Here is a 13,115-nt window from a genome sequence, read left to right as displayed (position 1 = left end):
TTTTTTTTATGCTCTATTTCTTCATTACTTGGACTACATTAAACGTTCAGGTTTAACAGGCCCACATAATTGTCTTTGATAATTTTGTCTTCTTAATGGTCTATATTGGCTGCTAAATAAATTATTATGTTGAAATTAGTTGATAGTTTTTTTTAGTTGAGTAGAAATTAAATTGAATAAATTGATCTGATGAATGAGTTTTTAAAAAAATAGGTTTTAAGATTTTTCAGGTTTTTTGAATTTATGAGCAACAGCAGTTAAATAACAACTCAAACCTCCAAGAATGAAAATTGGAACGAAAGTCCAAAAGAAACTATTGGTTGTATAATATAATATCGCACCAGTTAATAAAATGAACACTCGACCAATAACTAAATAAAACTCTCTTACTACAACTAAAATTCCATGAGTTTTAGATGTATTCTCATAAAATAAAGAAAGGAATGGAACTTCGAGCATTGGACCTGTAATTCCCCCGTATGCATACAAAAACATTATTGAATAAACATCAGTTACGAATCCTCTAAGAAAAATACTTGCACTATGAAGAACTGCACCCATTTTAATTAAACTCATTTTTTTTTCAGTATCAGTAATCATTCCCATAATTATTGTAAAAATAATATAGAAGAAATTAGCAAGAGTTAAACTTAGGCCCATAACTAAAACTCCGAGTCCTGATAAGTAAATATAGAATGGCCAAAAAATACCTAATGTGGTAAATCGCATTCCTTCGCCAATATAAGGAACGTCTTCTAAGAAATGTTTTTTGCTGAATAATTGTTTTGTTTTGAAAGGAATTGTCATCTTTTTTTCTTTTGTTAAAAATAAGGGAATTGCACAACACATCAAACAAACACTTGCAAAAATAAATAATGCTTTGAATGATACTCCGCCTGCAATTGCACCTCCAATAACTGGGGCGAATGCACTGGCAATAGCAAGAACTGTATTCATAGTACTAACTTCTTTACCTCGATGTCCATCTTTGCCATTATGAGAAAAATAAACGTGAAATGCGCTCCAAAAAAATCCTGCGCCAATACCATTAACAAGTCCAATTAAAATTAAAGGAATTTTATACTGTTCTAACCCATATAATAAAATAAAATATGTTAAGGTTAGAGGAAGACTGAGAAAAATAGTATGTTTAACTCCGATTTTACTACAAAGATAAGTTCCTTTAGCAATACCCACAAATGCAAATAAATAAAACCAAATAAAATACATTATGATTGCAATGAATGAATAACCTAGTTTGTATAAAAAAACTGGAATAAATAATGATAATAAACCTAATGTGAAATTACGAAATGCGAGGGTAAGATAGAGCTCTGACATTTCTTTGTTTTTTAAGAAAAAGAAAAGTGAATGAGTATGATTAGTCTTATGCACTTAAATTACACCCCTTTAATTCTGAAAATACTTTTAATTATTTATAAATAACTTTTAATCATTTATAATAGTTTCTTAAATGGGTTGATTTTTTATGGGATTCTATTTTAACTCTTTTTTAAGATGACTTAAGAAATGTTTTGAGTGTGCATCAATTGCATCTGCAAGTTCTTTTAAGTCTAATTCCATCTCTGTAATAAACTTATATGCGTTTTTTTGACCGTGAGGGTCTCCTGAATGTGCTTCATGAATAATTGTTGCTAAAACTCCCGTACCGTATAAGATCTTTCCTAAAACTTCATTTGATTTCCAAAGTTTGGAGTTTTTTGTATAATCGCTAAATTTATAATTTCCAGGTAAATGATTTGTTAATAGTCTTTGTTCTAGTTGTAACATCTTTGATTTGTATGTTTCTAATCTTTTGTATAATTTACTTGAATTAGTTGTTTTTGCTTTATCATGTAATGCTTGAATTGATTCTTCTACATCTTGTCGTCGACCTTGTTTGATGTATGTAATTCTTTTAGTTTTTTTATCTGCAACAACATATGCATTTTTATTTGACCAAGGACACAAATCTTGAGTGATTGCTAATAATACTCTAACTTCTTCTTTTAGGTGTGCAAGAACTGTCTCTCCTTCAGTTACTATGAATCTTATTTGATCTGTACTAAAAGGATTTGAACCGTTTCTCAAACGTTTAATTGTTTCATGCGCTAGTGTATCTTCTGCATGGATATCTCTTTTTTTTGCTGCTGCTTCATGCTTAGCAGTTCCTGTGAGACTATGTGTTTTTCTTCTAGAATGAAATACAATTAAAGCCCACAATAAAAGAAATACTGCAACACTTAAACCGATGATTTGAATTGTTGATAAGTTTGAGATCATCTGAAAAATTAAGTTTAGTGCATTTATATTATTTTCTTATTACTTATTAGGTAATAATTGTTTATGTTGTTTGGTGTCGACTTGTGTTTTACTTAAGAATGGGGATGAAGAATGCGAATGTAGGATTAGAGTAATTAGTGATATTGTGAGAATAGTTACTGTTTCTAAAGAATAAATTTAATTTTGTAATTTTAATTTTATTTTTGTTTGAGAAATAATCAGAATTTATTTAAATCAGGGAATGATTTATTCTGTTTGTTGCTGTGGAATTAAAACAATGAGATCAAAAGAACGTAAAAAAGCGAAACTAGTTCATGTAAAAAAACGTAAAGTTAGATCTAAATCTAAATTTAATCCGATGATAATTTTGTTAGTTCTGGGAGTTTTGTTGTTAGCGACAGTTATCACCTATTTGGTGTGGCCATTTAATTATGCATTGACAATTATTAATTCTAAAGAAACTCCAATTATTAGTGAAATTACTGTGTTAGATTCTAAAGGTGAAGTGTTGTTTGAAGGAGAAAGACATGTTCTTGAGTTGAGACTTTGGAAGGGAAATTATACTGTGGTGTTAAATTCTACAGGGTATGAAGTTGAGAAATTTCAGGTAGTAAATAAAATAGGGTTCAAAATAAATCAGGATATTAATGCAACAAAAATGTTGACTTATAGAATTATTAGTTTTACTGAATTTAGTTTTTTTGATCCTACAACTGCGCTTGAAATGGGGCCAAAGATAAAAATTATTGGAAAAAACATTTTAGGCGATTATGTTGATGAGGAACAATTATCAAATGGTTCTTTAATATATGGAGATTACATATTATATGTTTATAATAATTTCTTTGAAACACAAATCTTGATGAAAGGGGATGAGCTTGTTCAAAATGGCAATGAATCAAAAAAAATTGTGTTGCAGCCTAATGATAAATTTATGTTGATTTCTGAACGTGAAGCTGAGAATACTATGAATTTTTTGGCAGATTTTATTTTATTATCTCAAAAAAAATTGCTTGATGATGCTGATTTGGGATTTCCAAAACAATTTTATATTTATGGGACTGATACAGTTATCTCTCTTGGGAAAATGTTATTTTTATTTTGTGAAAAACAAGCTTACCAAGAAAATGGAATTGATACTGATTTTTATTTTCTGCCTAAAAATCAAAATTACTGGACAATTGAGTCTGTAAATAATGTCACTAAATGTTATGAAAAATCATTGATTGGTGCTGTGCCCAAAAATATTGGGAAAAATCATCTTCATAAAGAATTGGCAAGAACTCTTCTTGGTGAAAAAGGCGCAATTAATTATAAACTTTCAGAACTTAATACTGAAGTGCGTGGAATTGATGTTGCATTTACTTTTGATATTGAATCTGGGCGATATGTTTTTGATTCGAGTGGTATTGCAATATCTCCTTGTAAATCGGGGAATTATTCGCAAGGTCTTTTAGATTCTGAACTGGTGTGTAATAAACCTGAGTTTGTTGGTTGGATGACTCCGTTAAATGAGTCTGTTTTGTTTACTAATTATGCTTATCCTCACGTTTCTGGACTTGTTGGATATGAACGAATTCTTGAATATCCTGGCCGATATGGGATTCCTATAACTAATTATTATGTTAAGAAAGATTTGCTTGCGTATGCAGAACTTAGTCCTGAACTTGATAAAAAATCTAGAAAGTTAGTTGATAAAAATTTAATTGAAGTTGGTTCGCATACTCGATATCATACTCATGTTAATTTGGTTGATGAATCAACTGCATTAAGGGAGATGAATTTGTCCAGAGAATTTTTGAATGAATATTTCAATACTACTGTTGTTGGTTTTAGGGCGCCATATAATGTGATGCTAGGTGATGAATTACAACATGCCAAAGCACTCGAAATTACGGGATATGAGTATTTTTCTCAATTTGGGCAATTTAAAGGTGTTGTTAATGGAACATCTATTAAACATAAACAATGGAATTCAGATTGGAAATATATGTCTGATATAAAACATTCTGAGATGCGTAAGATGTTAAAAACAAAACCATATATTATTACTCTAGATCATCCGTGGAACATGGCATATGATGAAGGAGTTTATCTTGTAGAAAATCCATTGCTTTTGAATAAACATAGAGCAAATGTATTAACTATAATTTCTAATGGGGGAATAATTGTTAAAGCAAGAGATTTAGATTTAAATCTTGATGAGTGAATGATTCTATGCGATTAAAGAAATAAAACGCCAGCGCCCGGACTTTCATGAACAAGGAAACACCTTAATTCTTTTTGAACCGGGATACGCCGAAGCGAACGAGATCGCTGGTAGTTTTTGATTAAAGTGTAACCAACGAATCGATAGACTTCAAAGTCTGAAAAAATTCCAGTCTCGCGCAGTACCAGATTGTGCCACGCTGGCTAATAATGTGATATTGAGAAAAATGTCTTATTTATAAATCTTTATGTAATATTTGCATTGGTCACTGGACTTCTGTGCCCGTAAACTATATTAATTCTATTGTTATTAAATTTATTTAAAAATGGTGTCAAAAAAAGAGTTTGCTTTAGTTTATGGTGCTATGCTAGGCGATGGTTGTTTAAGTAGAGTTGGAAAATATCATTATTTTGTTGAACTTTGTGGTAATTTGAAAGAAGATTTTCAATTCTTAAATAATATGAATTGTATTTTAAGTAAGTTAAGAGGTAAATCAATTAGAATTAAAAAAAGATTGGATCAAAATAAAGCAGAATTGAGTTGTTCTAGTAAAAAATTATTTTCTATTTTTGAAAGTTATGATTTTCCAGTTGGTAAAAAAGGTCCTGATTTAAAGATTACTAATAAGCTTGATTCTTTTTTGTATAAAGAAATAATTCAAGGTTATTTCGCAACTGATGGATGTTTAGTTCTTGCAAATAATAATGGAATTATGTATCCTCGAATAGAATTTTCAAGTATTTCACAAAGTTTGCTTAAACAAGTTTTATCTTTTTTGTTAAATATTGGAATGAAAGGTAAGTTGTATGTGAGTCATAAGTACAAAAATCAGTGGCATGATCTTTATAGGATTCAGTTTAATGGTATGAATAATTTGAATATATTTGTGGACTGTATAGGTTTTGTTAATCCTAAGCATATTCAAAAATTAAAAAAATATAGAAAATGGCGGTGCCGAGACTTTCATTAAAACTATGTTTTTATGAGATTTAAACACAGTTTAAATTTTGAACTCGGGACATCTACGTGACTCCAGTTAGATCGAGTTGTTCACAGGCCTAAGCCTCACCGCTCAACTTTATGAGCATTGCCTTAACTTTTATAAAAAGCTAATGTAGCACTCTAACCAGGCTGAGTTACACCGCCATTTAAACATAATAATTAACTCAGAAATTATTGTGTTTTAGTCTTAATAAAGACAATACTTTGCAAAAATTACTCTTTTATAAAGCTTACTATCTTTTGACCATATTCTGCAAGTTATTTTTTATTGTATTTATATAGCTGTTTAATTTAGTATCTTGTTATTAAAATTAGAGTATTTATTGATTATTTGGAGAGTTTAACTGTTTCTTATTTATTTTTAGAGATTTAATTTTTGTTTTTTAAATAATTTTTTAATTTTATGAAAGCTTTTTTTCTATGTGAAATTTTATTTTTTTGTTCTGCACTCATTTGAGCAAAAGTTTCTTTAAATCCCTCAGGCATAAAAATTGGATCCCATCCAAAGTTTGAATCTCCTTTTGGTTTTATGATTTTTCCTTTTGTTTTTCCTTCAAATACTTTTATTGGTTTTCCAATTTCACCATAACCAATTAATGCAACTGCTTCTGCACTTTTATCTTTGAATCCGGTGAGTAGTTTTGGCAAATCTTTTGTACCTAATGCTTTTAAAAAGTCTTTGATGTAGGGTCCAGGCATTCCATTTAATGCATTGAATCTAAGATTTGTATCTTCAACAATTACTGGTTTTTTTAAAAGTTTTAATGCAATGCGAGTTTTTTCTTTAACAATTTCAATTGGAGTTCCTTGTAATTCGGGTAAGTCTATTTTTTTATTTTGGATATCATAATCTTTAAGGATCTCTTTTGCTTCACGAAGTTTATTCATGTTTCCAGTGATAAATAATATTTTTGATTTGATCTCTTTTTTCATGATGTTCACCTAATAAATTCTAAAATTGATTTTAAATTATCTCCTTGTATTATATGTGTTGCTGCTTTTTTGATATGTTCATTAGTGGATCTAAATGCAATTCCCATTCCAACAAATTCTATCATTTCTAAATCTGTTTTTCCATCTGCAACTGCAATTACTTCATTTTTAGTTATATTTAATTCATCACAAATTCGAGTTAATAATTTTACTTTGTGGTGTCTTCCTTCGGCAACTGTTCCTTTGAAATTTCCTTTAATTATTCCGTCGCTAATTTCAATATGATTAGAAAAAGCATAATCAAAATAAATATTATCTTTTTTAATCTTTTCAATTAATTGATTTGGGCCGCAAGTTATTATTGCGATTTTAAAACCTAATTTTTTTAGTTCTTCAAATGTTTCTTTAACTCCTGGATTATATTCTGATTGTTGAATTAATTCTTCAAATTTATCTGAAGGTAGATTTTTCCATAATGTTTCTACAACTGCTTCTACTAATTTATTGTAATCAGTTAATAAATATTTGTCAGTAAGTTTTTTTCCTTCTTCAAGCGTTCCATACGTTTTATGAACTCGCATCCAAAAATTAGTATCTTTGAATATTACTCAGTCCATATCAAAAACGATTAGTTTGTATTTTTGTTGTTTCATTTTTAGTTTGCCATGGCAACACTCTTTTTTGTGTTCATTTTTGTGTGTGTTAATACTTATATGAATACATTGCTGATCCTTTGAGCCATTTATTGAACCATTGGGAACAAACTTCAAAAAAATATTCTCGATGTTCAACATTTCTAAATTCGTGATCTGCACCTTCTACGAGTTCTAATCGTTTAGGTTCAATTGCTTTTAAAAATAAACTTTTTGAATTAACAACTGGAATTGCAAAATCATTTGTACCGTGAATAAATAGTAAAGGTATTTTAATTTTTTGAATTTCATCTAATGGAGCATGTTTTTTTAAATTATCAAAAAAAGTTCTATCGATTCGTCCATGAATTCCATGTTTAATAAATCCTTTTTGTTTCATTTCTTCAAGTTCAATGTCTAAAAACCGTGAATTAATGTGATCATTTAAATCTGCTCTTGGAGCATGTAAAATCATGCAAGCAATATTTGTTTTTTCATCATCTGCAATTGCAATTATTGCTGCATCCGCACCCATTCCATGACCATAAATTCCAATTTTGTTTGAATCAATAATATCTAATGTTTTCAAATAATCAATTGCGCAATTAAGATCGTCCATTTGTTGAGTGATGTTGAATTCTTGCAATGTTCCTTCACTACTACCATGTCCGTGAAAATCAAAACGCAGTACTAATAAACCTTGCGCAACTAAAAAATTAGATAAATTTATGATTAATTCGTGTTGAGAATGAGAATTTAAATCATGAAGTAGAATTACTGCTGGCAATAGAGTTTCTTTTTCAATATACTGAGTTATTCCTTGAAGTATGTGTCCTTTTTTGTTTTGAAAATTAATTCGTTCTAAAACCATAACCTATTTGGTGAGAAAGAACTATAAAAATATTTAGGTTTGAGAAGAGTTATTGTATGTGTTTTTATCATATTTGTTTTTCCATTCCAGGAGTTCCAGTTCTGTTACCTTTCCATTGCCCTTTGTACTGATTAACTAATCCGTCAACTTTGCAAAATGAAACATGAATTAATCTAGAACCGAGTTCAATTTCTACTGGAACTGGACCTTGGTTGCTAATTGCAAAATTAATATTGCTGGAACTTCCAGGTTTTGCAGTTAAACCAATTCTTACAATTAAACCATTCATGTAAGTTGTGATTCGAGGACCGAAAAATGCAGTAATGTTTGAAGGTAAGTTAATTTTTTCAATTGTTTGTCCAATAAAATATTGTCCTGGATCGATAATTATCTTGGAATCTTTTCCATATTCTACTACTAATCTTCTTTCTGGCGTTTTTCTGTGTGTTATTCCAATAAAACCTGAACCTGTGAGTTGATAAACATTTCCAAGTCTTAAATCAAATCCGGCTCCTTCGGGGGTTTTAAGTTCTCTTTCGCAGAGATTTTCTACTAAGTTAATTGTTTTTACAAGTTCTAATAATTTGGTTGTGCCGAGTAACATTTTATCACCTGTGTTTTTCATAAATGATAAGTTTTAAATAGGTGATTAACTACTCGGGGTAGTGAATGATTTCAGTTTTGCAACAGTTAGGATTTAGTGAATACAAAGCACGAGCATATTCGGAATTGTGTAGATTTGGAACGTTATCTGCTCTCGAATTAAGTAAAAAATCAAATATTCCGAGTAGCAAAATATATGAAGTAATGAAATGGTTACATGAAAATGGATATGTTTCAATTATTTCTCAAAAACCTTTAGTATATAAAGCTAATAATCCTAAAAAAATACTAAAAACTGATGTAGAATCAAAAATAAATGATTTAAAAGAAGTTAAGAAAAAAATTGATCTTTTAACTCTGCCTTTAGAACATATGTCTGAAGGAGTTTTTCAAATTGTTTATGGGCGAAATTCTTTTTTTAAACGAGTTAAGGAATCTATAAGTGAGACTAATAATTCAGTTATTGCAATTGTAAAAACTTGGAGAATTGATCGTGAATTATTTGATTTAACAAAAGAGGCAATATCTCGAGGAGCAACTATAAGATTTTTAGGTCCGATTACTAAACAAAATCAGAAAACCGTAAAAATTTGGCAAGAAATGGGTGTTTTAACAAAACATTATATTCCTGAATCAACAAGATTTACTGTGTGGGATGGAAAAGTAATGACTATTGGATTAAAAGAAGAATCTGAATCTAAGAACAAAAAATCCAATAAAGATTATGTTTCTCTTTGGATAGAAAATAAAGTTCTTGGATTAATACTAACTAATTATTTTGATTCGTTGTGGGATTTGAAAAAGTAAAATATATACATAAATTATTTATACTTCTAGTCGTCTAAGTTTGTATGGCATACAAAATACGAACAGTTGGATGTTTTCTACAATACAAAGATGAGTTTGTTTTACTACATAGACCTGAACATAAATCTCAAGGAGGTAAGTGGGGACTTGTTGCAGGAAAAGTAGATTCTGGAGAAACGGATAAAGAAACTATTCTTCGTGAGATAAAAGAAGAAACTGGTTACTTCGCAAAACAAGAAGATCTTGAATTGTTGGGTGATTGGACTTGGAATTTTGATGAAAAAACAGTTGAGTTTCCTGTGTTTAGAATAAAATTACCTAAAAAAATTGAAATTCGAATAAACTCTAACGAACATGATAGTTTTGGTTGGTTTACTGCAGAAAAGGCATATGCTTTACCAAATCCAATTCATGGCTTAAAAGATACTTTAGAATTGGTTGGGTATATTAATAAATTTGATAGAAAAAATAATTCTTAATTTTATTTTTGGATTGTGGTTTTAAGAAAATAAAATAAAAAATTTATGAGTTATGTTAACTGTTTATTGTTTGGATGCTAATTTGATGTCTCCTTCTTGAACAGTTTTTCTTCCACTGTGTTTGGAAATTCTAACTGCTTGAGTTCCAATACTTTCAGCTATTTCTTGAAGAACGTCTGCAAAAGCATCAACTGCATCTGCACTAACTCTTTTAGCTCCTGCATTCATGATAATACGAGCAACAGGTGCTTTTGGGATTATGTTTACTTTTCGTGCCATTTTATGATCTCCTCGCAATAATTGATTAATAAAATTAATTTTGATATTGGTTAAAAACTATGCTTCTTATTTAAATGTTTCTATTTTTATGGCGGTTTTAGCTTAAAACAAGCAAAAATAAGGTCTCTGAGCCCACGTCCTTAATTTAAGGGTATTTAGAATCTTTCTTTGAAGAATTTATCGTCTTAGAAATTGCTTTGGTTCAAAGAAGATGGTTTGAAACTAATTTTATGGGGTAACAAAGCGAATGCGTTTTAATGGTAATGTTTAAATACAAGTATTTTTTTGTATATTCCACTATGGATGACGAAACTAAAACAACAATTAAAAAATTTGTATTGCAAAATGCAGTTAAATTTGGTAGTGCACAAGCAGGAAAAATAATATCCAAAGTTTTAGGAGAACAACCTGAATTAAGAGCACAAGCAAAAGAACTAATGCCAATTATAAAATCAATTGTTGAAGAAGTAAATTTGATGAGTGAAGACACAAGAGTTGAAACACTTAAAAAAATCGCTCCTGAAATGCTCGAAGAAAAACCAAAAGAAGAGAGAAATATGTTTGCGGTATTGGGAATAAATGAAGGAGACTGTGTTAAAACTGCGTTTCCTCCTGGACCTGAAAAATATCCGCATATTGGTCATGCAAAAGCATGTTTGTTAAATTATCTTATCGCTCAACAATACAAAGGAAAATTTGTGTTAAGATTTGAAGATACTAATCCAAAACTTGTAAAATCAGTTTTTTATGAAGTTTTACTTGATAACCTTGCATGGTTGGGAGTAAAATGGGATGAATTATTCTACGCATCAGATCATATGGATCTTTTTTATGAACTTGCAGAAAAAGTAATTAAAAGTAATGATGCATATATGTGTTTTTGTAATGGCGATGCCATCAAAGAATCTAGAATGACTGGAGTTGCTTGTGAATGCAGAGCTCGAAGTGTTGAAGAAAATATGAAATTGTGGAAAGAACTCCCTCAATACGAAGAAGGAAAAGCAATACTTAGATTAAAAATTGATCTTAATCATAAAAATAGTACTATGAAAGATCCTACAATATTTAGAGTACTTAGAATAGAACATGCAAGGCATGCAAACAAATATACTGTTTGGCCAAATTATGATTTTCAAAATGCAATAATGGATGGAAAATTTGGAGTAACTCACAGAGTTCGCAGTAAAGAATTTGAAATGAGATCTGAATTACAAACTTACATTCAAAATTTGTTGGGTTTACCTAATACTACAACTTATGAATTTGCACGATTTAATATGGAGGGAGTGTTAAGTTCTGGAAGAGTTATTCGAGAACAAGTAGATTCAGGAAATCTAACTGGTTGGGATGATCCAAGACTTACAACAATTGTTGCGTTACGTAGACGAGGATTTTTACCTGAAGCGATTAAAAACTTTGTAGTTTCAACTGGAATGACTAAAAGTGAAAGTACTCTTACTTGGGATGATTTAATACTTCATAATCGAAGAATTCTTGATAAAACTGCTAAAAGATATTTTTTCATATCTGATTTTAACAAAGTTTGTGTTAAAGACACTCCTGAAAAAATTTTAGAACTTGAGTCTCATCCCGAAAAACCAGAACTTGGAAAGCGAAAATTAAAAATCACAAATAATTTTATTATTCCTACAAAAGATTTAGCTAAAATGAATTCAGAAGGGATTTATAGATTGATGGACTGCATTAATTTTAGAAAAAAAGAAAACGAATATGTTTTTGATTCTGAAGATTTTGAAAGCTACAAAAAAAATAATGGAAATGGAATTTTTCATTTTTTAGGTGCTGATGATAATAATATTGATGTGGAAATTTTCATGAATGATGCGACCAAATTAACTGGACTTGCAGAACCTGCAGTTTTAGATGTTAAGATTGGAGATGTAGTTCAATTCGAAAGATTTGGGTTTTGTAGGTTAGATTCGATTGACGAAGTAGACGGAAAGAAAGTCTTTAAGTTTTGGTTCACACATAAGTGAGGTTTTGATTTATTTTAAAATTAATTGTGTTTATATTAGTTCTTTTTTTAATTTTTTAATTATATTTTTATATTCTAGTTCGTTTCTATTTAAAAATTCATTAGGTATTGTTGTTTCCCTGTAATTTATTTCATTTCTAATCCTTCTTAGTTCATCAATTTTTTGAATTTCAAAATCAAAATTTGGAATTTTTTCTTTTAAGTAGGCAATTAAACATAGATGATTTATGCAGTTAAACCCATTTTTGTAAATGTGTGCGAAAATTAATTCTTTAATTATGTCATAATATGCTTCGACTTTAAGGGCAGTATATTTATCTTCGATTTTTTTGTCCCAAAAGCTTAAACAGGTGTTTGCTATGTTGATCATTTGATTCGATCTTTCTTTATCAGGGATTGTTTTTGTGATTATGTTTTTATTAATGCATTCTTTTCAGCTCATTTCTGACATTTTTGTTTTGCCTCGATTTTTATAAAGCCTGAAAGAATAACTCCATTTATTATGTTGTTGCGCAATTCTTTAGATAGTTGGTTTATGTTTGTTTCAAATAACATGTTAATTTTATGTTTTAATTTTTTTTCGTATTTTGATAAATTGAGGTTTTTTTGTTTTGATTCCACAAAAACATCTATGTCACTTTTTGAGTTAAATGTTCCTTTTGCTCCACTCCCAAATAAAACTATTGAAAATGCTAGAGTTTCTTTTTGAATAAATTCAATTAAACCAGATTTAATTAACTTGAAAACTAAATAATTTTTTTTATAAAATTTGAATTGTGAATTTTCGGTATTTGCATAGAATGTGGGGTAGAGTGTTTCTTCTTTTTTTATTATGAAATTTAATTTTTGTAGTTTTTTGATGTGGTTGAGTACTGTGGCATGACTTATTTTAAGTTCTCTTGCAATGCCTCTGATTGAAAATTCTTTAGTTGGTAATTCTATAAATTTTTCAAGAATTTTATATTGGTTGTTTTTAAATATTTGATTCATTTTTCTTATGTGGTTAAATTTTTTACCAGCT

At 29.3% G+C, this 13,115-nt stretch carries 13 protein-coding genes, 2 tRNA genes and 1 pseudogene; 5 read left to right on the top strand and 11 right to left on the bottom strand.

Translation table 11 applies throughout. The features are described 5' to 3' along the window. Window positions 1–216: 216 nt before the first annotated feature. Window positions 217–1,395, bottom strand: a complete 1,179-nt coding sequence (locus HN587_07910; protein MBT7903760.1) for an MFS transporter — start codon at window positions 1,393–1,395, stop codon at window positions 217–219. 102 nt (window positions 1,396–1,497) lie between these two features. Further along, complete coding sequence (locus HN587_07905) at window positions 1,498–2,283, bottom strand: hypothetical protein (protein ID MBT7903759.1); 786 nt, start codon at window positions 2,281–2,283, stop codon at window positions 1,498–1,500. Window positions 2,284–2,560: 277 nt separating this feature from the next. Between HN587_07905 and HN587_07900 the strand changes: the two genes are divergently transcribed. Next, window positions 2,561–4,492: a polysaccharide deacetylase family protein gene (locus tag HN587_07900; GenBank protein MBT7903758.1), complete on the top strand. Its 1,932-nt coding sequence runs from the start codon at window positions 2,561–2,563 to the stop codon at window positions 4,490–4,492. Window positions 4,493–4,520: 28 nt separating this feature from the next. On the opposite strand, the gene HN587_07895 is transcribed toward HN587_07900, so the two are convergent. Continuing rightward, window positions 4,521–4,696: transfer RNA gene (locus HN587_07895), tRNA-Ser, on the bottom strand. 121 nt (window positions 4,697–4,817) lie between these two features. Between HN587_07895 and HN587_07890 the strand changes: the two are divergent. Continuing rightward, window positions 4,818–5,393: pseudogene (locus HN587_07890) on the top strand (hypothetical protein). Window positions 5,394–5,438: 45 nt separating this feature from the next. On the opposite strand, the gene HN587_07885 reads toward HN587_07890, so the two are convergent. The 5 genes from HN587_07885 to HN587_07865 form a co-directional block, all read right to left on the bottom strand. Beyond that, window positions 5,439–5,638: transfer RNA gene (locus HN587_07885), tRNA-Met, on the bottom strand. Between the two features lie 225 nt (window positions 5,639–5,863). Then, window positions 5,864–6,427 (bottom strand): RdgB/HAM1 family non-canonical purine NTP pyrophosphatase, encoded by a 564-nt coding sequence (rdgB, locus tag HN587_07880; protein ID MBT7903757.1) that lies wholly within the window; start codon window positions 6,425–6,427, stop codon window positions 5,864–5,866. Window positions 6,428–6,432: 5 nt separating this feature from the next. Further along, on the bottom strand, window positions 6,433–7,008 hold the full coding sequence (locus HN587_07875; GenBank protein ID MBT7903756.1) for an HAD-IB family phosphatase: 576 nt from the start codon (window positions 7,006–7,008) through the stop codon (window positions 6,433–6,435). Window positions 7,009–7,129: 121 nt separating this feature from the next. Then, window positions 7,130–7,930, bottom strand: a complete 801-nt coding sequence (locus tag HN587_07870; protein MBT7903755.1) for a prolyl oligopeptidase family serine peptidase — start codon at window positions 7,928–7,930, stop codon at window positions 7,130–7,132. A gap of 67 nt (window positions 7,931–7,997) precedes the next feature. Continuing rightward, a complete protein-coding gene (locus HN587_07865) occupies window positions 7,998–8,534 on the bottom strand; it encodes a hypothetical protein (protein ID MBT7903754.1) in 537 nt (178 codons plus the stop codon). Window positions 8,535–8,599: 65 nt separating this feature from the next. On the opposite strand from HN587_07865, the gene HN587_07860 reads away from it, so the two are divergent. Both HN587_07860 and HN587_07855 read left to right on the top strand, forming a co-directional pair. Then, a complete protein-coding gene (locus HN587_07860) occupies window positions 8,600–9,340 on the top strand; it encodes a TrmB family transcriptional regulator (GenBank protein ID MBT7903753.1) in 741 nt (246 codons plus the stop codon). 44 nt (window positions 9,341–9,384) lie between these two features. Next, window positions 9,385–9,819 carry an NUDIX hydrolase gene (locus HN587_07855; GenBank protein MBT7903752.1) on the top strand — a complete coding sequence of 145 codons (435 nt, stop codon included), beginning with the start codon at window positions 9,385–9,387 and terminating at the stop codon, window positions 9,817–9,819. A 63-nt stretch (window positions 9,820–9,882) separates the two neighbouring features. On the opposite strand, the gene HN587_07850 is transcribed toward HN587_07855, so the two are convergent. Continuing rightward, window positions 9,883–10,098, bottom strand: coding sequence for a histone family protein (locus HN587_07850; GenBank protein MBT7903751.1), 216 nt, complete (start codon window positions 10,096–10,098; stop codon window positions 9,883–9,885). Between the two features lie 299 nt (window positions 10,099–10,397). Between HN587_07850 and HN587_07845 the strand changes: the two genes are divergently transcribed. Continuing rightward, window positions 10,398–12,095 (top strand): glutamate--tRNA ligase, encoded by a 1,698-nt coding sequence (locus HN587_07845; protein ID MBT7903750.1) that lies wholly within the window; start codon window positions 10,398–10,400, stop codon window positions 12,093–12,095. Between the two features lie 30 nt (window positions 12,096–12,125). Here HN587_07845 and HN587_07840 read toward each other — a convergent pair whose 3' ends face one another. Beyond that, on the bottom strand, window positions 12,126–12,464 hold the full coding sequence (locus HN587_07840; protein MBT7903749.1) for a hypothetical protein: 339 nt from the start codon (window positions 12,462–12,464) through the stop codon (window positions 12,126–12,128). 68 nt (window positions 12,465–12,532) lie between these two features. Continuing rightward, window positions 12,533–13,084, bottom strand: a complete 552-nt coding sequence (locus HN587_07835; protein MBT7903748.1) for an HTH domain-containing protein — start codon at window positions 13,082–13,084, stop codon at window positions 12,533–12,535. Window positions 13,085–13,115: the final 31 nt, after the last annotated feature.

This window comes from Candidatus Woesearchaeota archaeon (assembly GCA_018675335.1).
Taxonomy (GTDB): Archaea; Nanobdellota; Nanobdellia; order Woesearchaeales; family UBA11576; genus JABJCP01.
Note: the sequence above shows the minus strand (reverse complement) of the source record. Positions and strands in the feature narration are given on the sequence as shown.

Excerpts from the sequence above, each read along its gene's own strand:
- HN587_07905 (MBT7903759.1), bottom strand. The coding sequence starts at position 2,283 with ATGATCTCAAACTTATCAACAATTCAAATCATCGGTTTAAGTGTTGCA.
- HN587_07900 (MBT7903758.1), top strand. The coding sequence starts at position 2,561 with ATGAGATCAAAAGAACGTAAAAAAGCGAAACTAGTTCATGTAAAAAAA.
- rdgB (MBT7903757.1), bottom strand. The coding sequence starts at position 6,427 with ATGAAAAAAGAGATCAAATCAAAAATATTATTTATCACTGGAAACATG.
- HN587_07875 (MBT7903756.1), bottom strand. The coding sequence starts at position 7,008 with ATGCGAGTTCATAAAACGTATGGAACGCTTGAAGAAGGAAAAAAACTT.
- HN587_07870 (MBT7903755.1), bottom strand. The coding sequence starts at position 7,930 with ATGGTTTTAGAACGAATTAATTTTCAAAACAAAAAAGGACACATACTT.
- HN587_07865 (MBT7903754.1), bottom strand. The coding sequence starts at position 8,534 with ATGTTACTCGGCACAACCAAATTATTAGAACTTGTAAAAACAATTAAC.
- HN587_07860 (MBT7903753.1), top strand. The coding sequence starts at position 8,600 with ATGATTTCAGTTTTGCAACAGTTAGGATTTAGTGAATACAAAGCACGA.
- HN587_07855 (MBT7903752.1), top strand. The coding sequence starts at position 9,385 with ATGGCATACAAAATACGAACAGTTGGATGTTTTCTACAATACAAAGAT.
- HN587_07850 (MBT7903751.1), bottom strand. The coding sequence starts at position 10,098 with ATGGCACGAAAAGTAAACATAATCCCAAAAGCACCTGTTGCTCGTATT.
- HN587_07845 (MBT7903750.1), top strand. The coding sequence starts at position 10,398 with ATGGATGACGAAACTAAAACAACAATTAAAAAATTTGTATTGCAAAAT.
- HN587_07840 (MBT7903749.1), bottom strand. The coding sequence starts at position 12,464 with ATGATCAACATAGCAAACACCTGTTTAAGCTTTTGGGACAAAAAAATC.
- HN587_07835 (MBT7903748.1), bottom strand. The coding sequence starts at position 13,084 with ATGAATCAAATATTTAAAAACAACCAATATAAAATTCTTGAAAAATTT.